Annotated in this window: 26 protein-coding genes and 1 pseudogene; 16 read left to right on the forward strand and 11 right to left on the reverse strand. The window is 73.2% G+C overall.

The genetic code is table 11. From position 1 onward, the window contains the following. Positions 1-17: 17 nt before the first annotated feature. A complete protein-coding gene (gene mycP / locus AB2U05_RS20955) occupies positions 18-1,352 on the forward strand; it encodes a type VII secretion-associated serine protease mycosin (RefSeq protein ID WP_369183932.1) in 1,335 nt (444 codons plus the stop codon). On the opposite strand, the gene AB2U05_RS20960 is transcribed toward mycP, so the two are convergent. Together AB2U05_RS20960 and AB2U05_RS20965 are read right to left on the reverse strand one after the other, a co-directional pair. Then, on the reverse strand, positions 1,346-1,927 hold the full coding sequence (locus AB2U05_RS20960) for a GNAT family N-acetyltransferase (protein ID WP_369183933.1): 582 nt from the start codon (positions 1,925-1,927) through the stop codon (positions 1,346-1,348). The genes mycP and AB2U05_RS20960 overlap by 7 nt on opposite strands. A gap of 69 nt (positions 1,928-1,996) precedes the next feature. Further along, the gene (locus AB2U05_RS20965; protein WP_369183934.1) at positions 1,997-2,659 is read right to left on the reverse strand and encodes an NAD(P)-dependent oxidoreductase; all 663 of its coding nucleotides are present in this window, start codon (positions 2,657-2,659) and stop codon (positions 1,997-1,999) included. Between the two features lie 149 nt (positions 2,660-2,808). Here AB2U05_RS20965 and AB2U05_RS20970 point away from each other — a divergent pair, with 149 nt between their 5' ends. Together AB2U05_RS20970 and AB2U05_RS20975 are read left to right on the forward strand one after the other, a co-directional pair. Continuing rightward, complete coding sequence (locus AB2U05_RS20970) at positions 2,809-3,189, forward strand: helix-turn-helix domain-containing protein (protein ID WP_045695829.1); 381 nt, start codon at positions 2,809-2,811, stop codon at positions 3,187-3,189. 106 nt (positions 3,190-3,295) lie between these two features. After that, on the forward strand, positions 3,296-3,874 hold the full coding sequence (locus AB2U05_RS20975; protein ID WP_045695833.1) for a DinB family protein: 579 nt from the start codon (positions 3,296-3,298) through the stop codon (positions 3,872-3,874). A gap of 21 nt (positions 3,875-3,895) precedes the next feature. Here AB2U05_RS20975 and AB2U05_RS20980 read toward each other — a convergent pair whose 3' ends face one another. Together AB2U05_RS20980 and AB2U05_RS20985 are read right to left on the reverse strand one after the other, a co-directional pair. Then, on the reverse strand, positions 3,896-4,342 hold the full coding sequence (locus tag AB2U05_RS20980) for a hypothetical protein (protein WP_369183935.1): 447 nt from the start codon (positions 4,340-4,342) through the stop codon (positions 3,896-3,898). A gap of 835 nt (positions 4,343-5,177) precedes the next feature. After that, positions 5,178-5,702 (reverse strand): hypothetical protein, encoded by a 525-nt coding sequence (locus AB2U05_RS20985; protein ID WP_369183936.1) that lies wholly within the window; start codon positions 5,700-5,702, stop codon positions 5,178-5,180. Positions 5,703-5,958: 256 nt separating this feature from the next. Here AB2U05_RS20985 and AB2U05_RS20990 point away from each other — a divergent pair, with 256 nt between their 5' ends. Then, complete coding sequence (locus AB2U05_RS20990) at positions 5,959-6,963, forward strand: hypothetical protein (RefSeq protein WP_369183937.1); 1,005 nt, start codon at positions 5,959-5,961, stop codon at positions 6,961-6,963. A gap of 324 nt (positions 6,964-7,287) precedes the next feature. Here the strand turns inward: AB2U05_RS20990 and AB2U05_RS20995 are convergent, their stop codons facing one another. Together AB2U05_RS20995 and AB2U05_RS21000 are read right to left on the reverse strand one after the other, a co-directional pair. Further along, the gene (locus AB2U05_RS20995) at positions 7,288-7,878 is read right to left on the reverse strand and encodes an isochorismatase family protein (RefSeq protein WP_045695840.1); all 591 of its coding nucleotides are present in this window, start codon (positions 7,876-7,878) and stop codon (positions 7,288-7,290) included. A 223-nt stretch (positions 7,879-8,101) separates the two neighbouring features. Next, positions 8,102-9,418 (reverse strand): nicotinate phosphoribosyltransferase, encoded by a 1,317-nt coding sequence (locus tag AB2U05_RS21000; RefSeq protein WP_369183938.1) that lies wholly within the window; start codon positions 9,416-9,418, stop codon positions 8,102-8,104. 141 nt (positions 9,419-9,559) lie between these two features. On the opposite strand from AB2U05_RS21000, the gene clpS reads away from it, so the two are divergent. The 7 genes from clpS (at position 9,560) to AB2U05_RS21035 (ending at position 14,426) form a co-directional block, all read left to right on the forward strand. After that, on the forward strand, positions 9,560-9,853 hold the full coding sequence (gene clpS / locus AB2U05_RS21005) for an ATP-dependent Clp protease adapter ClpS (RefSeq protein WP_045695847.1): 294 nt from the start codon (positions 9,560-9,562) through the stop codon (positions 9,851-9,853). Positions 9,854-9,934: 81 nt separating this feature from the next. After that, on the forward strand, positions 9,935-10,507 hold the full coding sequence (locus tag AB2U05_RS21010) for a DUF2017 domain-containing protein (protein WP_045695850.1): 573 nt from the start codon (positions 9,935-9,937) through the stop codon (positions 10,505-10,507). Between the two features lie 252 nt (positions 10,508-10,759). Further along, positions 10,760-12,214: an amino acid permease gene (locus AB2U05_RS21015; protein WP_369183939.1), complete on the forward strand. Its 1,455-nt coding sequence runs from the start codon at positions 10,760-10,762 to the stop codon at positions 12,212-12,214. A gap of 54 nt (positions 12,215-12,268) precedes the next feature. After that, entirely contained in the window at positions 12,269-12,700 is a 432-nt protein-coding gene (locus tag AB2U05_RS21020; protein WP_045695856.1) for a Mov34/MPN/PAD-1 family protein, read from the forward strand. A 139-nt stretch (positions 12,701-12,839) separates the two neighbouring features. Continuing rightward, the gene (locus tag AB2U05_RS21025) at positions 12,840-12,959 is read left to right on the forward strand and encodes a putative leader peptide (protein ID WP_317621128.1); all 120 of its coding nucleotides are present in this window, start codon (positions 12,840-12,842) and stop codon (positions 12,957-12,959) included. Positions 12,960-13,101: 142 nt separating this feature from the next. After that, on the forward strand, positions 13,102-13,380 hold the full coding sequence (locus AB2U05_RS21030; protein ID WP_045695860.1) for a MoaD/ThiS family protein: 279 nt from the start codon (positions 13,102-13,104) through the stop codon (positions 13,378-13,380). Positions 13,381-13,457: 77 nt separating this feature from the next. Then, on the forward strand, positions 13,458-14,426 hold the full coding sequence (locus AB2U05_RS21035) for a PLP-dependent cysteine synthase family protein (RefSeq protein WP_045695862.1): 969 nt from the start codon (positions 13,458-13,460) through the stop codon (positions 14,424-14,426). 49 nt (positions 14,427-14,475) lie between these two features. Here the strand turns inward: AB2U05_RS21035 and AB2U05_RS21040 are convergent, their stop codons facing one another. Beyond that, positions 14,476-14,937 (reverse strand): type II toxin-antitoxin system PemK/MazF family toxin, encoded by a 462-nt coding sequence (locus AB2U05_RS21040; protein WP_369183940.1) that lies wholly within the window; start codon positions 14,935-14,937, stop codon positions 14,476-14,478. A 181-nt stretch (positions 14,938-15,118) separates the two neighbouring features. On the opposite strand from AB2U05_RS21040, the gene AB2U05_RS21045 reads away from it, so the two are divergent. From AB2U05_RS21045 to AB2U05_RS21055, 3 genes are all read left to right on the forward strand, one after another. Further along, complete coding sequence (locus tag AB2U05_RS21045; protein WP_045704299.1) at positions 15,119-15,304, forward strand: MerR family transcriptional regulator; 186 nt, start codon at positions 15,119-15,121, stop codon at positions 15,302-15,304. A gap of 194 nt (positions 15,305-15,498) precedes the next feature. After that, entirely contained in the window at positions 15,499-16,245 is a 747-nt protein-coding gene (locus AB2U05_RS21050) for an MBL fold metallo-hydrolase (RefSeq protein ID WP_045704301.1), read from the forward strand. 141 nt (positions 16,246-16,386) lie between these two features. Then, entirely contained in the window at positions 16,387-17,217 is an 831-nt protein-coding gene (locus AB2U05_RS21055) for an LPXTG cell wall anchor domain-containing protein (protein WP_369183941.1), read from the forward strand. 7 nt (positions 17,218-17,224) lie between these two features. Here the strand turns inward: AB2U05_RS21055 and AB2U05_RS21060 are convergent, their stop codons facing one another. From AB2U05_RS21060 to AB2U05_RS21075, 4 genes are all read right to left on the reverse strand, one after another. Further along, entirely contained in the window at positions 17,225-18,535 is a 1,311-nt protein-coding gene (locus AB2U05_RS21060) for an LLM class flavin-dependent oxidoreductase (protein ID WP_369183942.1), read from the reverse strand. Next, on the reverse strand, positions 18,532-19,578 hold the full coding sequence (locus AB2U05_RS21065) for an LLM class flavin-dependent oxidoreductase (protein ID WP_369183943.1): 1,047 nt from the start codon (positions 19,576-19,578) through the stop codon (positions 18,532-18,534). Before AB2U05_RS21065 ends, AB2U05_RS21060 begins: the two co-directional genes overlap by 4 nt. A gap of 431 nt (positions 19,579-20,009) precedes the next feature. Continuing rightward, positions 20,010-21,281, reverse strand: a complete 1,272-nt coding sequence (locus AB2U05_RS21070) for a PTS transporter subunit EIIC (RefSeq protein ID WP_045704307.1) — start codon at positions 21,279-21,281, stop codon at positions 20,010-20,012. 565 nt (positions 21,282-21,846) lie between these two features. Continuing rightward, positions 21,847-23,136, reverse strand: coding sequence for a PTS transporter subunit EIIC (locus AB2U05_RS21075; protein ID WP_045704309.1), 1,290 nt, complete (start codon positions 23,134-23,136; stop codon positions 21,847-21,849). A gap of 401 nt (positions 23,137-23,537) precedes the next feature. Between AB2U05_RS21075 and AB2U05_RS21080 the strand changes: the two are divergent. Together AB2U05_RS21080 and rph are read left to right on the forward strand one after the other, a co-directional pair. After that, positions 23,538-23,780, forward strand: a pseudogene (locus tag AB2U05_RS21080) (glucose PTS transporter subunit EIIB); the annotation flags it as partial. Positions 23,781-23,919: 139 nt separating this feature from the next. Then, on the forward strand, positions 23,920-24,645 hold the full coding sequence (gene rph, locus AB2U05_RS21085) for a ribonuclease PH (RefSeq protein WP_045704311.1): 726 nt from the start codon (positions 23,920-23,922) through the stop codon (positions 24,643-24,645). The last annotated feature ends 132 nt before the right edge of the window (positions 24,646-24,777 follow it).

Consider the following 24,777-nt stretch of genomic DNA (forward strand, 5'->3'; position numbering starts at 1 on the left):
CCGTCCGTCAACGGACGGTGACCGGACCGCATCCCGCAGATCGACGATCTGTGGGATGCCTCGCTGAGTGGGGTGAACCAGGTTTGACGCGCCGCCGGTTGGCACGAGGGACGGCGGCCCTGGCCGCCGGGGCGCTGCTGTGGGGCGTCGCGGCGCCGGGGGCGTCGGCCGACCAGATCAGGGACCAGCAGTGGGCCCTGAAGACCTTCGAGGCCGAGACGAAGGTCTGGCCGGTCAGTCAGGGCGAGGGCGTGGTCGTCGCCGTGATCGACAGCGGTGTGAGCCCGGATCATCAGGACCTCACCGGGCAGGTACTGCCTGGGGCGGACTTCTCAGGTGCCGGGACAGACGGCCGGGTGGACAAGGACGGTCACGGAACCGCGATGGCGAGCCTGATCGCCGGGCACGGGCACGGATCGCAGGCCGGCGTGATGGGGCTCGCCCCCAAGGCGAAGATCCTCCCGGTGAAGGTGAAGGGAACGGGTGACAACCCCGACCCCCTGGACAGTGACATCGCCAACGCGATCCGGTTCGCGGTGGATCACGGCGCCAAGATCATCAACATGTCCCTCGGCGGGCCCTACCGGTACAACAGGGAGCTGCGCAAGGCCATCGCCTACGCGGTGTCGAAGGACGCCGTGATGGTTGCCAGCAGCGGTAACGAGAGCGCGTCGCTCGTCGCGTACCCGGCGGCTTTCCCGGGAGTGGTGGCCGTGGGCGCGGTCGACTCCACGGGCAAGGTCTGGGAACGCTCCAACTCGGGGCCGGAGACCACACTCGTCGCACCCGGGGCGGAGATCTATCACGCCACTGCTAAATCCCCGACGAGCTACGGGGTGGCGGACGGCACGTCCGACTCCACCGCGTACGTCTCCGCGACCGCTGCCCTGATCCGCTCCAAATTCCCGGACCTGTCCGCCGGGCAGGTCATCAACCGGATGATCAAGTCCGCCGCCCGCCCGGCTGACGGGTCGGTGACGCCCAATGACCATGACGGGTACGGGATGCTGTCGCCGGCGAAGGCGCTGGAGGCCGATCCGGCCGTGGACAACGGGCCCCGGGAGAACCCACTGGTGGGGAGGGCGGAGTCGCAGGGGGCACCGGAGGAGTACGACACCCCGACCCCGATGGCTCCGGGGGAGGACGAGAGCAACGGGATCGCCGAGACGGCGGGACAGGCGCTCGGAGTGACGCTGCTGGTGGCGGCGGTCGTGGCGGTGATCGGCGGGATCGTCGTGACCGTGGTGCTGGTGGTGCGGGCGCGGCGGCGGAGGCAGCGGCGGGCGGCCGAGGGCGTGCCGTATCCGCCCCACCCCCCGTACGGCGGCCCGGGCCCCGGCCCGCATCAGTGAGCGCGGAGCCACTCCTCCCGTAGCGCGGCCATGTGCAGGACGTCCCAGTAGCGCCCGTCCCAGTGGTGGGCCTGGCGGGCGCGGCCTTCGAGGGTGAAGCCGGCCTTCCGGTAGGCCCGGGCGGCGCGTTCGTTGTACTCGTAGACCTCCAGCTGGACGCGGTGGAGCCGGATGGTCTCGAAGGCGTGCCGCAGCACCAGCAGGGTGGCCTCGGTGCCGATGCCCCGGCCGGTGCTGTCGGGGGTGAGGGCGATCCGGTAGTCCGCGGCGGAGTTGTCGGGGTCGAGGTCGTTGAGGGCGACCTCGCCGAGGAACCGGCCGGTGGCCGGGTCCTCGACGGCGAGGTCGAGGCGGTCGGGCTGTTCGGGGCGGGTGGCGCACCACTGCCGGATCTGTTCGCGGGTGAAGGCCGTCCGGGTGCCGGTGAGCCGGTTGGTCTCCTGGTCGGTGCAGAGCCGGTACATCGGTTCGGTGTGCCGGGCGTCCAGCGGGACGAGGCGGACGGTGGGCCCGTGCAGCACGGGCTTCACGGCGAGCGCGGCGAGGTCCGCGAGCGCGGCGAGGTCGGAGGTCATGCCGGCCAGGATGGCGAGCCGGCATCCCGTTCGTCCACGGCTTTTCGCCCCGTCCGCCGCCCCTCTCTGCTACTCGGCGACGGCGATCTGCTCCCGGTGGTGGGCCGGCGCGGTGAGTTCGTCGACGATGGCGACGGCGAGGTCGGCCTGGGCGATCCGGGGGCCGAGGACCTGTGGCCCGCCGACCCGGTAGCGGCCGGTGCCGGGGTCGGTGCGGTCGAGGTCCATGGGCGGGGTGACGACGACCCAGTCGAGCTCGGCGGGTGCGGCGCGGAGCAGGTCGAGGGCGGTGGCGTGGCCGAGCGAGAAGGCGCGGTGGGCCTCGGGGAACTCGGGGTCGTCGTGGACGGCGGTGCCGGGCGCGGTCTCCAGGGTGGTGGCCACGCCGACGCTCACCAGGCGTGGGACGCCGGCCTGCCGCAGCCCGGCGACGAGGGCGGTGGTGGCGGCGCCGTAGAACTCGGTGGACGGCGTGTCCGGCGTGTAGACGGAGCTGACGGCGGCGGCGTGCCCGCGCGCGCCGGCCGCGACGGCCGCCGGGTCGGTGACGTCGCAGCGCAGCAGCCGGACGCCGGGCCCGGCGAGGTCGGCGTGCCGGTCGGGCTCGCGGACGGCGGCGGTGACGGTGAGCCCGCGCCGCCGGGCTTCCGCGACGACGGCCCGGCCGACCTGGCCGCCCGCGCCGTAGACGATGACGTCGGTGTGCTGCTGCTCCTCGGTGGTGCTGCTCATGGTGCTCTCCCGTCCGTTCCTGCGGGGGCGCTGTCGCCCGCCGCTGACGGGACGGTAGGGCAGGGGGTGCCAGTTACTTCAAGGGAACCGGCCTTCAACGGCGGCTATCGCCACCTCGGTCGCGCGCACGCCCGGGGTACGGTCGGGGCATGACGCAGACCGATCCCGCGCCGCTGCCGGCCGATCTCCTCCCCGCCGACTGCCCGGTGCCGTCGGTGCCGGTGCTGGGCAGCCGGAAGTGGGCCTGGCGGATCATCCGCTGCCTGGAGGACGGGCCGCGCCGGTTCTCGGAGCTGCGGGTTCCGCTGGCGGGCATCACCGCCAAGGTGCTGGCGGAGTCGCTGCGCTCGATGGAGCAGGACGGTGTGCTGGTCCGGACGGAGTTCGACGAGAACCCGCCGCGGGTCGAGTACGCGCTGACGCCGCTGGGCCGGACGCTGCTCGGGCCGATGGACGCGATGTGCGCGTGGAGCCGGGAGAACCTGGCGGGCCTGCTGGCGGCCCGGGCGGAGCACGAGCGCGGGCACTGAAGGGGCGCGGCCCGCTGGCGGCATGCTCGGCCGCTGGCGGTATTTCGGCGCTCGCTGGCGACGGTGCCGCTGGTGGCGGCCCCGGCCCCGCGGCCATGCTGGGCCCATGAACGCTTCTGAGCACGCGGCCGCGTCCGCCGGCCCGGCCGACGAGATCACCCCGGACACCAAGGACTGGACCTGGGTGCTGGAACGCCCGTGCGCCGACTGCGGGTTGGACACCCCGGCCGTGGCGCGGGAGGACGTGGCCGGGATGGTCCGGGCGAACGCCCGCGCCTGGGTCGAGCTGCTGGCGGCCGGTGACGAGGACGGCCTGCGCCGCCGCCCGGCCCCGGGGACCTGGTCGTCGCTGGAGTACGCGTGCCACGTCCGGGACGTCTTCCGGCTGTTCCACCACCGGCTGAACCTGATGCTCGACCAGGACGGCCCGCTGTTCCCGAACTGGGACCAGGACGAGACGGCCGTCGCCGAGCGCTACGGCGAGCAGCGGCCGCGGACGGTGGCCGGGGAGCTGGCGGAGGCCGCGGAGACGCTGGCCGCGGCCTTCGAAGCGGTGGCGGGGGAGCAGTGGCACCGCACCGGCGACCGGTCGGACGGGGCGCGCTTCACCGTGGAGTCCTTCTCCCGCTACCTGATCCACGACCCGGTCCACCACCTCTTCGACGTGACCGGCGAGCGGGTCTGAGGGACGGCCCCGCGGGGGAGGTCACCAGCCGGAGGCCTCGCGCAGCATGGTGCGGCGGAGCCGGCCGGCCACGCTGGCGGTGTCGGTGCCGATCACGTCGGCGATCTCGGGGGCGGCGAGGCCGACCACGTAGTGCAGGATCGCGAGGTCGTCGTCGGCCGGGTGGCGGTCCGGCTCGGGGGGTTCGCGGCGGGTGTGCTCGGCGACGGTGCCGCGCAGGATCTGCCAGGCGAGTGCGGTGGGGTTGGAGCTGCCCAGTAATTCGCGCCAGTGCACGGCGATTTCGGCGAATGCCTGCTGGACGGCGGCAGCCGCGGCGCTGTGCTCGGTCAGCCACACGCGGGCATAGCTGAGGTACCGGGGGCGGTGGAGTTCGCAGAAGGCGGCGAACTCCAGCGGCACGTCCTCCGATTCGCCCGGGCCGGCCTCGGGGGCCGGCCCGGCGGAACTCGCGTGACGGTTGGTCATCTCGTCTTCTCGGCAACGGAGATGGGTATCTGACGGTCGATCATCTGTGCTCACTCTACGGTAGGCCCTCGGTGCACTGGGTGACCAATCCGATGGAATGCCCGGAACCCGCCGCCGCCCGTCCGGTTCCGGTGGCGGCCGCCGCGGCGCGCCGGCGGTGGTGCGCCGCGGGGGCTGGGGAGCGGTGGCGGGGAGGCGGGGTCGGGGGTCGGTCGGGGGAGGGTCGCGCGGTGGTCCGGAGGGCGTTGGTGCGAGCACGTCGCAGCTGGTCAGAGGGCGTGGAACGGCGGTGCCGCAAGGCGGTTGATGTGCCACCGTAGGGCCTGCCGGGGCCGGCGTCCACGCCCACGGCGCGAAGCGGTGCCCGCGCAACCGCCCGCACAACCGCGCTCGCGCCCGGGGGTGTCGTCATCCGCACCCGGACGGCCCAAGCGGTGGCCGGTCCGTCGACCGTGGCGGCGTGCCCGCCGGTGCCGGGTGGCGGGCCGCCGCGAGCCGGGGGGCGTGCGCGGGGTGGGCGCGCTGCGGATGCGCTGGATCGGGCACTCGCCGCGCGCCGGGGCAGGACGTGGCCGCGGAGGGCGCACGCACCCTGCTGGCCGCCACCGTGCGCTTCGACCACGACGCGGCGGTCCGGACCCGGAGGGGCGGACGCGGTCACGGTCGGCGGGCGGCGGCCGGACGTCGGCGCACCCGAACGCCAGGGGCCCGGGAGGTCGGGATCCCGGGACGCGAGGAGATCGGGAAGTCGAGGTGTCGGGAAGTCGAAGTGTCGGGAAGTCGAGGTGTCCGGATGTCTGGATGCCTGGATGTCTGGATGTCGGGAATGCGGGGCTCAGGACGTCGTGCGCGACTCCGCCGGTGCGGCGGACGGCCCGGGCGAGACCGGCGGGGCGAGGTCGTCGACGGCGGTGCCGCGCTCGACCTGGGCGGGGAAGGACTCGACGGCCCGTCGGGCGAGCCGGGCCGCGGCCTCGTCCCCGGACCCGGACCCGGTCTCCTCCCCGCCTTCGTGCGCCGACCGCCGCTGCCGGCCGAGCGCCGCCCGGGCGGCGTGCTCCTCCGCCAGCTGTCTCGCCGTCAGGTACGCCTGAACGGCCGCCATGCCGTAGACCGGCTGGATGAGTTGGTGGCCCTTGAAGAAGGGTCTGGCCGGCGCGAACCCGGCGGCGACCACGAGGTCGCGGATCTCCGCTATCTCCGCCTCGCTGCGGGCGGTGAAGCGGACCTCCCAGCCCTTCTTGTACGTATGGCCCTTCTCGCCGCTACGGCGGGCCGGGTCCGGGCGGCGGACGTATCCGGGCAGGCGGCCGAGGCGGAGCTGGGCCGCGCGGAGGCCGGCGGTCTCGTCACGTGACATGACGTAAGCCTAGGCAATCCCCGGGGTGGGATTGGCGTTCGGAGGGTCCCTCGGCGTATGCCTTTGATCACTCTGGGTCAGAGGTCCAGGTTGCTGATCGTTTTCGATCGGGTTCGACAACCTCGTGAACGGCAATTACTCCGAATGGGTGAGGGTATGAGGACTTTAGTGCGGGTCGGTCCCGGTTTAACGACGGTTGCGTAACAGTGCGTCAGGCGGCCGGTCGCGAGCCCGGGCCGTTGGGGATGGTGTCGGCATGAACTACCGGATTCCCTCGCCGCCGCCGTCTCTTGAGGAGCTGGCGAAGCGTCAGCAGAACGTCGTCACCGCGAGCCAGTTGCGCGCCAGGGGCGTGCCGGGCCGGATCGTCACCGAGCACTGCCGCCGCGGCGGCCCCTGGCAGCGGCTGTTGCCCAGGGTCTACCTGCTGCAGTCCGGCGAGCCCACGCCGGAGCAGCGGATGTGGGCCGCGCTGCTGTACGCCGCGCAGAACGGCCGCGAGGAGGGCCGCCGCGAGGGCGCGGTGATCACCGGGGCGGCCGCGCTGGCGCTGTACGGCTTCGCCACCGTGCCCCGGCTGCCCGCGGTGACCGGGGTGGACGTCCTGGTGCCCCGGCAGCGCCGGCTCAAGGACGCCGGCGAGGTGCGGATCCGGCGCACCGGGCGGGAGTTGGAGGCCCGATCGGTGCACGGCCTGGCCTGCGCCCCGGTGGCCCGGGCGGTCGCCGACGCCCTGCTGGAGTGGACGGCGCAGCCGGCCGCCGCCGCGCCGCTGCGCGCGGTGCTGCGGGAGGCCGTGTCCCGCCCGGAAAGCCGCTGCACGGTACGGGAGTTGGTGACCGAGCTGGCCGAGTGCGGGCTGGCCGACGAGCCCCGGGTGCGCGCCGCGCTCGACGAACTCCTCGCCTCCGAACGGGACTTCACCATCGCGGAGCTCGGCCGGCTGGTCTCGGGGTGGCCGCTGCCCGCCGCGCTGCGCTCCCCCGAACTGCGGATGCGCGGCGGCACCTACATCGCCGTCCCCGACCTCTACTGGCCGGAGCGCGGCGTCGCGGTCGAGGTGGACTCGGAGCTGCGCTGCGTCAGCGAGGGCGAGGCCGCCTGGGTGCGCGGCGGCCAGCACCGGATGGAGTACCTGGGCATCCGGGTGGTGTACGTGTCCGGCGCCCGGCTGGCCGCGGACCCGCAGGCGGTCGGCGAGGAGCTGCGCGAGGCCTACCGGGCCGGCGGCACGGACGTGGTGGAGCTGCTGGCGATCTGAGGGCCCGAGAGCCCAAGAGCCCAGAGCCCAAGAGCCCAGAGCCCAGAGCCCAGAGCCCAAGAGCCCAGAGCCCAGAGCCCAGAGCCCAAGAGCCCAGAGCCCAGAGCCCAGAGCCCAAGAGCCCAGAGCCCAGAGCCCAGAGCCCAGAGCCCAGAGCCCAAGAGCCCGAGAGCCCCAGAGCCCAGAGCCCAGAGCCCAAGAGCCCAGAGCCCAGAGCCCAGAGCCCAAGAGCCCAGAGCCCAGAGCCCAGAGCCCAAGAGCCCGAGAGCCCAAGAGCCCAGAGCCCAAGAGCCCGAGAGCCCGGGCCCACGGGCCCGCGGATCCTCAGGAGCGGACCACCGGGGTGCCGACCAGTTCGACCCCGGCCGCCCGCAGTTCCTCCAGCGCGGCGGCCGTGGTCCCGGGCGCGACCCCGGCGGTGAGGTCGAGCAGCACCCGGGTGGTGAAGCCGGCCCGTGCCGCGTCCAGGGCGGTCGCCCGGACGCAGTGGTCGGTGGCGATGCCGACCACGTCGATCTCGTCGACCTGCCGCTCGCGCAGCCACTCCACCGGGCCGCGGCTGTTCTCGTCCAGGCCCTCGAAGCCGCTGTACGCCGCCGAGTAGGCGCCCTTGTCGAAGACCGCCTCGACCGCGCCGGAGATCACGGAGGGCGCGAAGTTGGGGTGGAAGCCGACGCCCTCGGTGCCCGCGACGCAGTGCACGGGCCAGCTGGTGACGTAGTCGGGCTCGGTGGAGAAGTGCTCGCCCGGGTCGATGTGGTGGTCCCGGGTGGCGAGGATGTGGTGGTAGCCGGGGGAGGACTCGGCGATCAGGTCGGTGATGGCGGCCGCCACCTCGGCGCCGCCGGCGACGGCCAGGCTGCCGCCCTCGCAGAAGTCGTTCTGCACGTCGACGACGATCAGTGCCCGGTGCATGGTTCGCGTCCTCGGATGTGGGGGCGGTGTGCCCCGGTGGTGGGGGCCCTCGTGAGGGGACTCCCGGGAACTCTACGGCTGACTCTAGGGAGTGGCGCGCGGGGGCGGAAGGCTTGGGACCGGGCCGGGGCTCGTCCGTCACGAGCCCCGGGACCGGCCCCGCGACCGCCGCCGGCCCGCGCGGGGGCCGGCCGGGCGGCGGTTCGCCTCCGGACGGTCGCGGTCAGGCGATCAGCTCGGTGGGGATGACCGGGTCGCCCTTGGAGAGCTGAGTGGCCGACAGCGGCAGCGCGGCCCGGGCGCGGACGTGCCGCTCGCGGGCGGCGCCCAGCGGCTCCCGGCCGACCGTCTCGCCGGCCCGCACCAGCGGAACCTGGATCAGGTGCGGCTCCAGTTCGGCGGGCACCGGCCCGGTGCCGACCACCTCGGCCTCGGCGACGCCCTCGGCGTCGGGGCGGCGGGCGGCCCACTTGCGGCCGCCGACGCTGGTCTTGCCGCCGGCCGCGCGCTTGGCCACCGGCACCAGCGGGCCGTCCTCGGTTTCGGCGCGGGCGACCAGCTTGTAGACCATCGCGCAGGTCGGGTGCCCGCTGCCGGTGACCAGGCTGGTGCCGACGCCGTAGCCGTCCACCGGGGCGGCGGCCAGGGCGGCGATCGCGTACTCGTCGAGGTCGGAGGTGACGATGATCCGGGTCTGCTCGGCGCCCAGCTCGTCCAGCTGCCGGCGGACCCGGTGGGCGAGCAGGGTGAGGTCGCCGGAGTCGATCCGGACGGCGCCCAGCTCGGGGCCGGCCACCTCGACGGCCGTGCGGACGGCCTCGCGCAGGTCGTAGGTGTCGACCAGCAGGGTGGTGCCCTTGCCCATGGAGGCGATCTGGGCCTGGAAGGCGTCCCGCTCGCTGTCGTGCACCAGGGTGAAGGCGTGCGCGGCGGTGCCGGTGGTCGGGATGCCGTGGGTGAAGCCGGCCTGCAGGTCGGAGGTGGCGGCGAAGCCGGCGACGTAGGCGGCCCGGGCGGCGGCGACGGCGGCCTGCTCGTGGGCCCGGCGGGCGCCCATCTCGATCACCGGGCGGCCGCCGGCCGCGGCGGTCATCCGGGAGGCGGCGGCCGCGATGGCCGAGTCGAAGTTGAGGATCGAGAGGATGACCGTCTCCAGGATCACCGCTTCGGCGAAGGTGCCCTCGACGGTGAGCAGCGGCGAGCCGGGGAAGTAGACCTCGCCCTCGGGGTAGCCGTGGATGTCGCCGCTGAAGCGGTAGTCGGCGAGGTAGCGCAGGGTGTCCTCGTCGACCACGCCCTGGTCGGAGAGCCAGTCCAGCTGGGCGCTGTCGAAGCGGAAGTCCTCGACGGTGTCGAGCACCCGGCCGGTGCCTGCCATGACGCCGTAGCGGCGGCCGCTCGGCAGGCGGCGGGTGAACACCTCGAAGACGGAGCGGCGGTGCGCGGCCCCGCTGCGCAGGGCGGCCTGCAGCATGGTGAGCTCGTAGCGGTCGGTGAGCAGCGCGGTCGAACCGGCCGCGCGCACGGAAGTGGCGTCCATGAGGATGATGCTACTACCACTTAGCGTCAAAGTGACGATTTCTCGTGACGCGCGCCGGGGCGGAATCGCCCGGCCGTCCCCCGGATGGCAGCATGGGGCGTGTAGGGGGAGCGGACGAGTGTGCAACGAGGAGGCCCGGCGGTGAGTGTCGCGCCCGTGGAGATCGAGCGCCCGGAGGTCGAAGGACTGCCGGTGACGGAACCGGACACGCCGTGGGTGACCATCGTGCACAACGACCCGGTCAACCTGATGAGCTACGTCCAGTACGTCTTCCAGGCCTACTTCGGCTACCCGAAGGACAAGGCCCGGAAACTGATGATGGACGTGCACACCAAGGGTCGGGCGGTGGTCTCCAGCGGCTCCCGCGAGGAGATGGAGCGCGACGTGCAGGCCCTGCACGGCTACGGCCTCTGGGCGACGCTGCAGCACGACTGACCCGACCTGCGCACCCGCCGCGGCCGGCCCCGGCGCGCGGCCGCAGGACCGAAGACGACGAGAACGGGCTGACCGATACACATGGCCGCATTGTTCGAGAGCACCGGAGGCGGCGGCGCGGCGCTCGCGCTGGACGAGGTCGAGGCCGCCATCCTGCGGACCTTCGAGGTGCAGATGCTGGAGCTGATCGGCCCCGGCCCGGGCGGCGACGACAGCGACCCGCTCGCCGCGCTGTTCGCCGAGGGGCCGACCGAGGCGCCCGCCGACCCGGCGCTGGCCCGGCTGTTCCCGGAGGCCTACGTCGACCCGGAGAAGCCCGCGGACGCCGAGGCCGAGGCGGCCTCCGGCGAGTTCCGCCGCTACACCGAGCCGGACCTGCGGACCCGCAAGCGGGACGACGCGCTGGCCGTCGTCCGCTCGCTGGACGGCCTCGGCGGGGCCGGCGTGCTCGAACTGGGCGCGCCCGACTGCCTGCGCTGGCTGGGTGCGCTGAACGACCTCCGGCTGGCGCTCGGCACCCGGCTGGAGGTCACCGAGGACGACGAGACGGGCCTCTATCAGCTGCCGGACGGTGACGACCGCAAGCCGCTGGTGATCGCCTACGTGTGGTTCGGGGCGCTCCAGGAGTCGCTGCTGGAGGCGATCGCGCCCTGACGGCGGCCCGAGCGCACACCGATCGAGCGCTGATCGCGCCCTGATCGCCCGCTCCGTCCGGGTGATCCTGCCCGATTGCGGGCACGCCCCGGCCGGTTCGTCCACCATCTGGACGGTTGGCCGGGGCATTTCCGTTCAAATCGGGCGAACCCTATCAGGTCATGCTCAAATATCGCTCAGATGCACACCGCTGTCCGAACCCTGCGTGGTACGACTTCTCCACCCCACGAGACCCACCCAGGACGGTGCCCCATGGCCGAGCAGTCGTACGACCAAGTGGTCGACACCACCCCGGACGAGGAGGGATACGAGCGGGGGCTGGGCAGTCGCCAGATCCAGATGATCGCGATCGGCGGCGCCATCGGTACCGGCCTCTTCCTCGGCGCCGGAACCGCCATCTCCAAGTCCGGCCCGAGCCTGATCCTCTCCTACGCCGTCGCCGGCGTGGTGATCTTCGCGATCATGCGGGCCCTCGGCGAACTCCTCACCTACCGCCCGGTCTCCGGCAGCTTCGCCGAGTACGCCCGGGAGTTCCTCGGCCCCTTCGCCGGCTACGTCACCGGCTGGACGTACTGGCTGTTCTGGGTCGTCACCGGCATGGCCGAGACCACCGCCGCCGCCGTCTACGTCAAGTTCTGGGCCCCCGGCATCCCGCAGTGGCTCAGCGCGCTGACCTTCCTGGTCATCCTCTACGCGGCCAACCTGATCTCGGTGAAGCTGTTCGGCGAGATCGAGTTCTGGTTCTCCATGGTCAAGGTCACCGCCATCATCGGCATGATCCTGATCGGCATCGGCGTGCTCACCCTCGGCTTCAGCAAGGCCGGTGACACCGCGTCGATCAGCCACCTGTGGGAGAACGGCGGCTTCTTCCCCAAGGGCATCGGCGCCACCGTGATGACCCTGCAGATCGTCATGTTCGCCTACCTCGGCGTCGAACTCGTCGGCGTCACCGCCGGCGAGAGCGAGAACCCCGAGAAGACCCTCCCGCGCGCCATCAACACCCTGCCCTGGCGCATCGCGCTGTTCTACATCGGCGCCCTGGTGGTCATCCTCTCGCTCGTCCCGTGGACCGAATTCCAGCCCGGCGTCAGCCCGTTCGTCGCCGCCTTCGGCAAGATCGGCATCCCGGCGGCGGCCGGCATCATCAACTTCGTGGTGCTCACCGCCGCGCTCTCCTCCTGCAACTCCGGCATGTACTCCACCGGCCGCATGCTGCGCGACCTCGCCCTGCGCGGCCAGGCCCCCGGGCAGCTCACCAAGCTCAACACCCGCCGCACCCCGGCCTTCGCGATCACCGTCTCCTGCCTGCTGATGGGAGCCGGCGTGGTGCTCAACTACCTCGTCCCGGCACGGGCGTTCGAGTACATCACCTCCGTCGCCACGGTCTGCGGCCTGTGGACCTGGGCGATGATCCTGATCTCCCAGATCCGCTACCGGAAGGCCTGGAAGGCCGGCCACCTGCCCGCGCCCACCTTCAAGGCGCCCGGCGGCGCCTGGGTCAGCTGGGCCGCGCTCGCCTTCCTGGCCATGGTCGTCGTGCTGATCGCCCTCGACGAGGACAACCGGATCTCGCTCTACGTCTTCCCCGGCTGGGCACTGGTGCTGGTGATCGGCTACCAGGTGCTCAAGCGCCGCAACCCGCAGGCCGCCCACGGCCTCGCCCACGACCACCTGCACGCCCGCGGCGGAAACGTGGACGCCCGCTGATCACGCCTCGGACGCCCCGGCGGAGGCCCGCCGGGGCGTGCTTATCCTGACCCCATGCTGACCATCACCCGAGAACTCCGCGACCGGATCGTGGCCCACGCCCGCGCCGACCACCCGGACGAGGCCTGCGGCGTGGTCGCCGGACCGGCCGGCACCGGACGGCCCGAGCGGTTCGTCCCGATGCTCAACGCCGCCCGCTCGCCCACCTTCTACGAGTTCGACTCGGGCGACCTGCTCAAGCTCTACCGCGAGATGGACGACCGCGACGAGGAGCCGGTGATCGTCTACCACTCGCACACCGCCACCGAGGCCTACCCCTCCCGCACCGACGTGAGCTACGCCTCCGAGCCGTTCGCCCACTACGTCCTGGTCTCCACCGCCGAAGGCGCCGACGAGGACGACCCGTACCAGTTCCGCTCGTTCCGCATCGTGGACGGCGAGATCACAGAGGAAGACGTCCAGGTCGTCGAGGCCTACCCGGCCTGACCAGCACCCACCTGGACGCGGCCCGCCGACCCCGTGCGAGCGGTCGGCGGGCCCGTACCGTCTCAGTACGGGAAACGGGAACATCCGCATCACGAGACGGGCATGCCCAAGCGGGCCCGGGAATCTATACGATGAGCCCATGCGTTCCGTCGATGTGAGCAACCAGGCCCCGGGCACCCGCCTCGTGGCGCGCCTGCACATCGACCTGTGCCGGCACGCCGGCGCGATCTGTCCCGGCACGCCCGCGCGCTCGCGCTGAGCCGCCCGCCCCGCACCCCGGGCCCGCCGCCGGCGGCGCCGAGCCCCCGGCAACCGCCCGCCCGCCCGGCACCGCCCGCCCCGCCGCGCCCGCCGCGGCCCACCCTCACCTGACGTCACGACTCGCACAGGAGCGCACACCCATGGCCATCGAGGTCCGCATCCCGACCATCCTCCGCACCTACACCGACGGCGCCAAGGCCGTCGAGGGCAACGGCAGTAACCTGGGCGAGCTCTTCACCGACCTCGACGCCCGCCACCCGGGCATCGCCGCCCGCCTGGTGGACGGCGGCGAACTGCGCCGCTTCGTCAACGTCTACCTGAACGACGAGGACGTGCGCTTCCTGGAGGGCATCTCCACCACCCTCGCGGACGGCGACAGCGTCACCATCCTGCCCGCCGTGGCCGGCGGCGCCCGCTGACCTCCCGGGGCTCCCCCCGCCCGGTGGTGGCGGGGGAGCCCCGCTCCTCATCCCCGACGCCGCGGCCGGAGGCCCCCTTGCGTTACGACAGTCCGCTCGAAGCAGTCGGCAACACCCCGCTGGTGCGCCTGCCCCGGCTGTCCGCCGCCGTCCCCGGCAACACCGAGGGGCTGGTGAACCTCTGGGCCAAGCTGGAGGACCGCAACCCCACCGGCTCCGTCAAGGACCGCCCGGCGCTGCACATGATCGAACGCGCCGAGGCCGCCGGCCGGCTCACCCCCGGCTGCACCATCCTGGAGCCCACCAGCGGCAACACCGGCATCTCGCTCGCCATGGCCGCCAAGCTCAAGGGCTACCGGATGGTCTGCGTGATGCCCGAGAACACCAGCGAGGAACGGCGCGAACTGCTCCGCATGTGGGGCGCCGAGATCATCTCCTCCCCGGCCGCCGGCGGCTCCAACACCGCCGTCCGGATCGCCAAGGAGATCGCCGCCGAGCACCCCGACTGGGTCATGCTCTACCAGTACGGCAACCCCGACAACGCCGGCGCCCACTACGCCGGCACCGGCCCCGAGATCCTCGCCGACCTGCCGACCGTCACCCACTTCGTGGCCGGCCTCGGCACCACCGGCACCCTCATGGGCGTCGGCCGCTACCTGCGCGAGAAGGTCCCCGGCGTGAAGATCGTCGCCGCCGAACCGCGCTACGACGACCTCGTGTACGGGCTGCGCAACCTCGACGAGGGCTTCGTCCCCGAGCTGTACGACGCCGAGGTGCTCACCACCCGCTTCTCGGTCGGCTCCGCCGACGCCGTCCGGCGCACCCGCGAACTCCTCCAGCAGGAGGGCATCTTCGCGGGTGTCTCCACCGGCGCCATCCTGCACGCCGCGATCGGCGTCGCCCGCAAGGCGGCGGCCGCCGGGGAGCGCGCGGACGTCGTCTTCGTGGTCGCGGACGGCGGCTGGAAGTACCTCTCCACCGGCATCTACACCGCCGAGACCACCGAGGCCGCCGTCGAGGCGCTGCAGGGCCAGCTCTGGGCCTGACCGCCCGGCGCCCGCGAGGGCCTGACGGTTCTGACGGGTTCTGACGGTTCTAACGGTTCTGCAGCTCGCGCTGGGCGCGGGCCCAGACCTGGCCGTCCAGCGTGCCGGCCCGGCGGCGGAAGTCCCGCAGCGGCACCTCGCGCAGCTCGTCGGTCTCCAGCCAGCTGGCCCGGCCCTGCCGGTCGCCCACCGCGCCGGGCGGCAGCGCCAGCACCCCCGGGCGCTCCGCGTGGTGCTTGCTGGTGATCTTCGCGACGGTGGCCGTCCGGCCGTTCACCCGCAGCACCAGGCACGGGCGGTCCTTCGAGCCCGGGCCGTCCTCGAACGGCACCTCGGCCCACCAGACCTCCCGCGGCCGCGGCCCCGCCGCCCCGCCACCGGCCGGCCGCGGCCCGCTCGGCCGGCGCGGCCCGGGCGGCGCCCCGGCCGAGCGGGTGCGCCGCAGCAGCACCGCCAGGACCACGGCCACCAGGGCCGCCGCCACCACCAGGGCCACCGTGCTCGCGTTCATGGCGCCGAACCTACCGGGGCGGCGGCGCACGCCACCACCGGGACGGCCACGGCCGCCGGGGATTTGTCCGGGTTCTGCTCCCGGTTCGTCACGGATCCGCCACGTCGCCCGTTCCGCGGCGAACGCCCCGCCGTGTCCGGAAAAGCTGCCTCACGACCGCCCGCCGCCCCGGAGGTGCCCCGTGACAGCCGAACTGTGGTCGTACGCGGAGATCGCCCGCCACATCAACGTCCAGCCGGAGACCGTCCGCAGCTACCGGCGGCACGGCCTGCTGCCCGACCCCGACGTCATCGACGCCAACGGCCACCCCCGCTGGTACCCGGACACCGTCCGCGCCTGGGCCCGCAACCGCCCCCGGCACCGCTGACCCGCCGCCCGCGGCCGTCCCCGCCCTTCTGGTGATTCCAGCCACAGCCCGGCACGGGGACGGGGGCAAAGTGCCCCGCCGCCCTTACCCTCGACACACCAACGCAGTGCTACCGGCCGGTTCACCGGCCCGGCCTGCTGTTTCCATGCCGTTTTCCAGCAGCAGCCAGGACGTGTCGGGGCGGAGGGGCTCGGATGAAACTGACCGTGGTGGGGTGCTCGGGGAGCTTCCCGTCCGCCGACTCGGCCTGCTCCAGCTACCTGGTCGAGGCGGACGGCTACCGCATCGTGCTCGACCTCGGCAACGGCGCCCTCGGCGCGCTGCAGCAGCACACCGGCCTGTACGACGTCGACGCCGTGCTGCTCAGCCACCTGCACGCCGACCACTGCGTCGACCTGTGCGCCTACTGGGTCGCCCGCAACTACCGCGCCGAGGGCTGCCCCGACCTGCTGCCCGTCTACGGCCCGACCGGCACCGCCGAGCGCCTCGCCCGCGCCTACGACATGCCGGAGAACCCGGGGATGAAGGAGGTCTTCGAGTTCCGCACCATCACCCCCGGCACCTTCGACCTCGGCCCGTTCCGGATCGCCGTCGCCCAGGTGAACCACCCCGTCGACGCCTTCGCCTTCCGGATCGAGCACGGCGGGCGCTCGCTGGTCTACTCCGGCGACACCGGGGAGAGCGCGGCACTCGTCGAACTCGCCCGCGACACCGACCTGTTCCTGTGCGAGGCCGCCTACCTCGACGGCCGCGACACCTACCGGGCCGTCCACCTCAACGGCCGGGAGGCCGGCGAGCACGCCACCGCCGCCGGCGCCCGCCGGCTCGTCCTCACCCACATCCCGCCGTGGACGGACGCCGAGCGCAACCTCCGCGACGCGGCGGCCGCCTACCCCGGGCCGGTCGAACTGGCCCGCCCCGGCGCGGTCTACGAGCTCTGACCCGGCCTTTCGCGCGGCCGGAAGAATTCTCGGATCCACCTGCAACCCCCCGGGCCCCCGCACGTCCATGTAAGTGAGCGGCGGGGAGCCGCTCGACCCGGCCCGCCGATCCGGCGGGGCCGGCTGCGGATCGGCGCGCCCATGGGCGAGCCGCACAACGGGGCCTCCAACGGCGGCGTCGGCCCCGCCCTCGTCCTGCGCAGCACCGTCAAGGGGGCGCCGGACTCGCCGACCGACACCCACCGGATCGTCGTCGGCTCGATCGCCAACTCGGTCGTCGGGGTGCCGGGCACGGCCGTGGCCGGCGGTGCACCGATCGAGTTCGAGGTGCACCTCACCAACCCGACGCCGTCCGCCCACACCAACCTCGGCAACGTGCTGTTCGCCGACCGGCGCGCCAGGGTCGAGGCCCGTGCCGCGGACGGCAACTGGGTGTCGCTGGAGCCCGTCGTCACCATCCCGGACGACCCGGCGGGCTTCTCCGTGAACGGCCCCGACTCCTCCGCCGAGCCCGGCAGTGACCAGGTCGCGAAGGTCCGGGTCAGCTACCCGGCCGGCATGCCGCTCGGCGGGACCGCGCTGAACCCCTGCGTCTTCGTCAACGAGGGCGAGGGCCACCCGTTCCAGGGCACCACCATGTGTTCGGCCGGTGCCGAGGTCCAGGTCGTCGCCCCCGCGGCGCCGGCACCGTCGACCGCGCCGGACCGGACGGGCGCCCCGGCCGCCGCCGGTGCCCGGCCGGCCGCCGATGTCACCCCGCAGGCCGCCGCGATCACGGACGACAAGCCCGTGATCGCGGCGGACGGCGGCGTGACCCCGTGGGCGGCGAACCCGGCGAAGCCGGCGGAGGGCGAGCTCGCGGCCACCGGCACCGACCTCCACTGGGCGGGCTCGGCGGGCGTCGCCGCCCTGCTGCTCGGCGCCGGCGGCGCGGGGCTGGTCCTGGTCCGGCGGCGTCGCGCTACGCGCTGACGGCTCGTCAGTCGACGGTGTCGGGCGCCGGCTTCCGGCGCCCCGGCACCGGCAGGCCGAGGTGGTCGCGCAGGGTCGAACCGGTGTACTCGGTGCGGAACACCCCGCGCTCCTGGAGCAGCGGCACCACCCGGTCGACGAAGTCGTCCAGGCCGCCCGGGGTGAGGTGCGGGACGAGGATGAAGCCGTCCGCCGCGTCGTGCTGCACGAACTCGTCGATCTGCCGGGCGACGGTGGCGGGGGCGCCGACGAAGGACTGCCGGCCGGTCACCTCGATCACCAACTCCCGGCTGCTGAGCCCCTTCTCGGCCGCGACCTCGCGCCAGCGGGCGGCCGTGGCGAGCGGGTCGCCGTGCCGGACCCGGCCCTGGACCAGGGTGCTCGCCGGGACGGGGTCGACGGCCGGCAGCGGCCCGTCCGGGTCGTGGTCGGAGAGGTCGACGCCCCAGACCTGCTCCAGGAAGTCGATCGCGGTCTGCGGGCTCACCTGGGCCCGGCGGACCTCGGCGGCGAGTTCGACCGCCTCGGCGTCGGTGTCGGCAAGGACGAAGGTCGCCCCGGGCATGATCTTCAGCGCGTCCGGCTCGCGCCCGTAGGCGGCGAGGCGGCGCTTGACGTCCGCGTGGAAGGCCTGGCCGGCGGCGAGGGTGGAGTGCCGGGTGAAGATGACGTCGGCGTGGGCGGCGGCGAACTCCCGGCCCTCGTCGGAGTCCCCGGCCTGGATGACCACCGGGTGGCCCTGCGGCGGGCGGGCCAGCGAGAGCCGGCCCTCGACCTCGAACTGCGGGCCGGCGTGCCGCACGCCGGCCTCCCCGGCGTCCCAGAACTCCCTTGCCAGGCCGAGGAATTCGGCGGCCTGGGTGTAGCGGTCGGCGTGGTCGAGGTAGCCGCCGCGGCGGAAGTTCTCGCCGGTGAAGGCGTCCGAGGTGGTGACCACGTTCCAGGCCGCGCGGCCGCCGGAGAGGTGGTCCAGGGTGGCGAAGCGGCGGGCCAGTTCGTACGGCTCGTTGAAGGTGGCGCTCACGGTGGCCGCGAGGCCGAGCCGTTCGGTGACGGCGGCCAGCGCGTTCAGCACGGTGATCGACTCGGGGCGGCCGACCACGTCCAGGTCGTGGATGCGGCCCTTGGTCTCGCGCAGCCGCAGGCCCTCGGCGAGGAAGAAGAAGTCGAACTTGCCGCGTTCGGCGGTCCGCGCGAGGTGGCGGAAGGAGTCGAAGGCGATGTGGCTGCCGGAGGCCGGGTCGCTCCACACCGTGGTGTTGTTGACGCCCGGGAAGTGCGCGGCGAGGTGGATCTGCTTGAGCGGACGGTCCGTCATCGGGTCACCTCGGCGAGGGAGCGGGAGTCGGTGGCGCCGGCCGCGGGCGCGGCGGCGTAGCGGCTGGCCGGGCGGACCAGGCCCAGGTGCTCGCGCAGGGTGCGGCCGGGGTAGTCGGCGCGCAGCAGCCCGGCGGCGCGCAGGGCCGGGGCGGTCCGTTCGGCGAGGGCGGCGAGGTCGCGTTCGGGCTCGGCGGGGACGAGGTGGAAGCCGTCCACGCCGGTGCCGGCGGCGGTCAGTTCGGCGAGCAGGCGCTCCTCGGCGGCCCGGTCGGGCAGGGCGGCGTCGAGCCGGGCGAGGATGCGCAGGTGTTCGCCGGAGCGCAGCCGCAGCTCGGTGGCGGCGGTGAGCCGGGCGGCCCGGTCGGGGGCGTCGAGCAGGACGACGTCGGCGTGGCGGATCGCGGTGGCGACCCGGGCGCGGCCGGCGGCGGAGGCGTCCGGGGCGAGGTCGGCGGCGGCCACCGGCACGGCGACCACCGGGCGGCCCTGCGGCGGGCGGGGGGTGATGGACGGGCCGCGGACCGAGAAGTACCGGCCCTCGAAGTCGACGTAGTGCAGCTTGTCGCGGTCGACGAACCGGCCGGTGGCGGTGTCGCGGATCTCGGCGTCGTCCTCCCAGCTGTCCCAGAGCCGGGCGGCGACCTCGGCGGCGTCGGCGGCCTCGGCCCACAGCTCGTCGGCGGGCGCGACCGGTCGGCGGCCGAAGGCCCTGGCCTCGGCCTCGGTGGTGGAGACGCCGACCAGCCAGCCGGCCCGGCCCTCGCTCACCCAGTCCAGGGTGTTGAGCGCGATCGAGGTGTGGAACGGCTCGGTGTGGGTGGTGGTGACGGTCGGCACCAGACCGATCCGCTCGGTGAGCGGGGCGATCCGGGCCAGGGTGGCGAGCGCGTCGGGGCGCTGCGGTGCGGCGGCGAAGGAGTCGTCGAGGGTGACGAAGTCCAGGGTGGCCCGCTCGGCGATCCGGGCGAGCGCGGCGTAGTGCCCGGCGTCGAGGCGGCCGGGGCTGTCGAGGGCGGCGGAGAGGTGCAACGGACGGGTCATGGTGTGCCTGGCTTTCCTCGTGCGCGGGCGCGCGGCCGCCGGCTGCCGTACGGACGCGGGTACGCGGATCCGGGGACGGGAGCGCGGCGGGGCGCGGGTGCGTGGTGACGGCCCGGGGGCGGGCGGGGAGCCCGCGGCGGGCGGAGGGGGAGGAGGACGGCCGGCGCCGGGCGGGACTCAGCCTCGGCCGGGCGGCGGCGGAAGGGGTCGGCTCAGCCGCGACACGCCGCGGACCACACGCGACCGAAGTCGATGTGGCTGCGGGTCACCAGCGGGCACGAGGGGTACACGCGTTCAGTTGACCAGGGCCCGCGCCGGTTCGTCAACCGGCTTCCACGGCCCGGGACGGGGCCCCGGGAACGCCGAAGGCCCCGCCCGGCCGCCGGGGGAGTGGCGGTGGGCGGGGCCTGCGGAGCGGGCGGGACGGGGCGTCAGGCCTTGGTGACGTCCTCGATCTCGTCGTCGTCCTCGCGACCGGGGGTCTTGATGTTGAACTTGATGATCGCGAAGCGGAAGAGGAAGTAGTACAGCGCGGCGAAGACCAGGCCGATCGGGATGATCATCCAGGGCTTGGTGGCCAGGTTCCAGTTGAGCAGGTAGTCGATCAGGCCGGCCGAGAAGCCGAAGCCGTCGTGCACGCCCAGGCCCCAGGTCACGGCCATCGAGAGGCCGGTGAGCAGCGCGTGGATCAGGTAGAGGACCGGGGCGATGAACATGAACGAGAACTCGACCGGCTCGGTGACACCGGTGACGAAGCTGGTCAGCGCGACGGAGACCATCATGCCGATCACGGCCTTGCGGCGGTCGGGACGCGCGGTGTGGGCGATCGCCAGGGCGGCGGCGGGCAGGCCGAACATCATGATCGGGAAGAAGCCGGACATGAACTGGCCCGCGGTCGGGTCGCCGTGGAAGAAGCGCGGGATGTCGCCGGTCCAGACGTGGCCGGTGGCATCGGTGTAGCTGCCGACCTGCTGCTGGAAGAAGGTGTTCAGGAACTGGTGCATGCCGACCGGGATCAGTCCGCGGTTGGCGACGCCGTAGATGCCCGCACCGGCGGTGCCGAGGCCGGTGAGCCAGTCGCTGGCGTGGGTCAGGCCGGTGCCGATCGGGCCCCAGACGAGGCCCATGACGACGCCGAGCAGGGTGCCGACGAAGGCCATGATGATCGGCACGAGGCGGCGGCCGTTGAAGAAGCCGAGCCAGTCGACGAGCTTGGTGCGGTGGTACTTCTGCCAGATCACGGCGCTCAGCAGGCCGACCACGATGCCGCCGAAGACACCCGGGTCCTGCGGCTTGCCCGCCGGCAGCGCCGCGGTGACGGAGCCGTCGACCGGGAAGACGGTGAGCACCTTGTGGAAGACGAGGTACCCGACCAGCGCGGCGAGCGCGGTCGAGCCGTCCGACTTCTTGGCGAAGCCGATGGCGACACCGACGCAGAACAGCAGCGCCAGGTTGCCGAAGACGGCGTCACCGGCGGTGGCGAAGACCTGGGCGACCTTCCCCCAGCCGAGTCCGTCCGCGCCGAAGACGTCGGGCTGGCCGAGCCGGAGCAGGATGCCGGCGGCCGGGAGGACCGCGACCGGCAGCTGGAGGCTGCGGCCGATCTTCTGCAGGCCCTGGAGGAGGCTCTGGCCGAACTTCTTGGCGGGGCTTGGCGTGGCCGGAGCCGTGGCGGGCGCCGGTGCCTGCGCAGACTGACTCATGGGGGTGGGTTCCTAACGGCATGGCGGGTCGGTCGGGGGGACGGGCACGGGGGCCGAACCGCGAACTGGTCTACACCACGTGTGGTGTAGACCAGTTTTGTAGCACGGGTGGAGAAGGTGCGGAACCCTCGAAAGCGCGGTCCCGGGGAAGCGCTATGAAATCGAAACCTACGCGCGGAACGACGATCTTGATTAGCCTACGGGATTGGGATTTTGGCTATTTGCGCAACAAAAGATCCGGGCCCCGCGCGCCGGCCGGGCCGGTCCCCTGCTCGGGCCGGAGCAGCGCCGGAGGCGGGCGGGGAGGGCGTCGCGGGCGGATCGGGCGGCGCCGGGGAAGTGGCGGGAATAGCGGTCGGAACGTTTCCCCGTATTGGCGGATCCGGATCGCGGCGCATCCGGGATGTGACCGAATTATCCTTGCGCCGAATATCGCCCCGGGTATTCGGTCCCCTTCGGAAAAGGCCGAAAGCCCCGGGACCGGCGGGTCCAGGGGCCTTGCGGGGACTGCCCGGGCGGGGCCCGGGGCGGGGATCGGGCGGGGTCGGGCGGGGGTCGGAGGCGCTCAGGCCTTGGTGACGTCCTCGACCTCGCTCTCGTCCTCGCGCCCAGGGGTTTTCAGGTCGAATTTGACGATGATGAACCGGAAGAGCGTGTAGTAGACGGCCGCGAAGCAGAGCCCGATGATGATGATCAGCCACGGCTTCGTCGCCAGGCTCCAGTTGATCACGTAGTCGATCAGGCCGGCCGAGAAGCTGAAGCCGTCGTGCACCCCCAGCCCCCAGGTCACCGCCATCGACGCGCCGGTCAGCAGCGCGTGCACGCCGTACAGGGCCGGGGCGATGTACGCGAAGGAGTACTCGATCGGCTCGGTGACGCCCGTGACGAAGGACGTCAGGCCGACCGAGAGCATCAGGCCGTAGATCTCCTTGCGCCGGTGCGGCTTGGCCGCGTGCGCGATCGCCAGCGCCGCGGCCGGCAGCGCGAACATCATGATCGGGAAGAAGCCGGACTGGAACTGGCCGGCGGTCGGGTCGTGCGCCAGGAAGCGCGGGATGTCGCCGTGCACGATCGTGCCGTCCGCCTTGGTGAACTCGCCGAACTGGAACCAGACGAACGTGTTCAGCAGCTGGTGCATGCCGATCAGCAGCAGCGCGCGGTTGAACAGGCCGAAGATGCCCGCGCCGCCCGCGCCCAGGTCGGCGAGGTTCTGCGAGAAGTCGTTCAGGCCGCGGCCGATCGGCGGCCACACCCACAGCGCGAGGACGGCGGTCAGCATGCCGACCAGGGCGGTGATCATCGGCACCAGGCGGCGGCCGTTGAAGAAGCCCAGCCAGTCCACCAGCTTGGTGCGGTGGAAGCGGACCCACAGCCAGGCCGACATCAGGCCGATCAGGATGCCGCCCAGCACCCCCGGGTTCTGGTACGTCGCGTTGGCCGACTTCGCCGAGGAGTAGTCCACGCACTGGTCGCTGACCAGCACCGTCGGCGCCTTGCAGTGCTCGGGGAAGGCGTGCAGGACCTTGTAGTAGACGAGGAAGCCGACCACGGCGGCCAGCGCCGTCGAGCCGTCCGCCTTCTTGGCCATGCCGATCGCCACCCCGATGCAGAACAGCATCGGCAGGCCGAGCGTGGAGTCGAGCAGCGCGCCGCCCGCCGAGGCGAAGACCTTGGCGACGTTGTCCCAGCCCAGCCCGTCCTTGCCGAAGACGTCCGGCTGGCCGAGCCGGTTCAGGATGCCGGCCGCCGGCAGGACCGCCACCGGCAGCTGGAGCGAGCGGCCCATCTTCTGGAGCCCGCCGTAGAACCCGTGCCACCACGTGGTCTGCGGGGCTGTGGCGCCTGCCGAACTCATCCTTCGCCCTCCGGGAGCAGCTGCCGGCCGCGGCCCCCGCGGGACCCCGGGCGGAGCTCGGGAACACCCGGGGCCCTTCCTGCGTTCATCGGAGTACACATATATTGGTGTAGACCACTCTGGGACGCAGGCCGCACTCCGGGACGCGAGCCCCGCTCCGCCATCCTCGGGCGGCGGTCGGGAGCATGCCCGCCGGAATGCGCCGAAAGTGGACTAACGTGGCAGACCGGACCGGCGCGGGCGATGCTGGTCGCGCTGCCCGGCAGCACGACCGCCGCTGAACCCGCGTCAGCACCGGCCGACCCCTCGCCGCCCACCCGGCCGAGGGCACACCCCAGCACACCCCAGCACAGCGCAGGACGGTCACCGGCAGAGCCGCCGGCCGGCCGGAAACAGAGGGAGAGAACCACATGGCCAGCAAGGCTGAGAAGATCGTCGCCGGTCTGGGCGGCATCGACAACATCGAAGAGGTCGAGGGCTGCATCACCCGCCTGCGCACCGAGGTCAAGGACGCCAGCCTGGTCGACGAGGCCGCCCTCAAGGCCGCCGGCGCCCACGGCGTCGTCAAGATGGGCACCGCGATCCAGGTCGTCATCGGCACCGACGCCGACCCGATCGCCGCCGACATCGAGGACATGATGTGAGCTGAGCCACCCGGCTCACCCGTGAGCCGCCCGGGCTCACCCCACCCGGCCCGCCGACCCGCACCCGGGCACGGCGGGCCGAGGCGCATCCGCAGCCGACAGTCGGAGTCAACACCCGGAGCGGCTACGCTCAGTGGCTATGTCACGCATCGACGGCCGCACCCCCGACCAGCTCCGCCCCATCACCATCGAACGGGGCTGGAGCAAGCACGCCGAAGGCTCCGTCCTCATCTCCTACGGCGACACCAAGGTGCTGTGCACCGCCAGCGTCACCGAAGGCGTCCCCCGCTGGCGCAAGGGCAGCGGCGAAGGCTGGGTCACCGCCGAGTACTCCATGCTCCCGCGCGCCACCAACACCCGCGGCGACCGCGAATCCGTCAAGGGCCGCATCGGCGGACGCACCCACGAGATCAGCCGCCTCATCGGCCGCTCGCTGCGCGCCGTCGTCGACCACCGCGCCCTCGCCGAGAACACCATCGTCCTCGACTGCGACGTCCTCCAGGCCGACGGCGGCACCCGCACCGCCGCCATCACCGGCGCCTACGTCGCCCTCGTCGACGCCGTCTCCTGGGCCCGCGAGCGCAAGCTCCTGCGCGCCAAGGGCCAGCCCATCACCGGCGGCGTCAGCGCCGTCAGCGTCGGCATCATCGACGGCGTCCCCATGCTCGACCTCCAGTACGAGGAGGACGTCCGCGCCGAGACCGACATGAACATCGTCTGCACCTCGGACGGCCGCTTCGTCGAGGTCCAGGGCACCGCCGAAGGCGCCCCCTTCGACCGCGCCCTGCTCGACCAGCTGCTCGACCTCGGCAGCCTCGGCTGCGCCGAGCTCGACCAGATCCAGCGCAAGGCCCTCGAAGGCTGACCCGCGCCCCCGTGCGGCGTGCTCGCTGAACCGGCGCGCGCCGCGCGGCCGTCGACCTGAACGGACACCCGCGCGCCCCGCCGCTGTACACGCCGGGCCCCGGAGCCGTACGGTTCCCGCAGCGACTCCCGC

It is taken from the genome of Streptomyces sp. Y1 (assembly GCF_041053115.1).
In the GTDB taxonomy this organism is placed as follows: Bacteria; Actinomycetota; Actinomycetes; order Streptomycetales; family Streptomycetaceae; genus Kitasatospora; species Kitasatospora rubellomurina.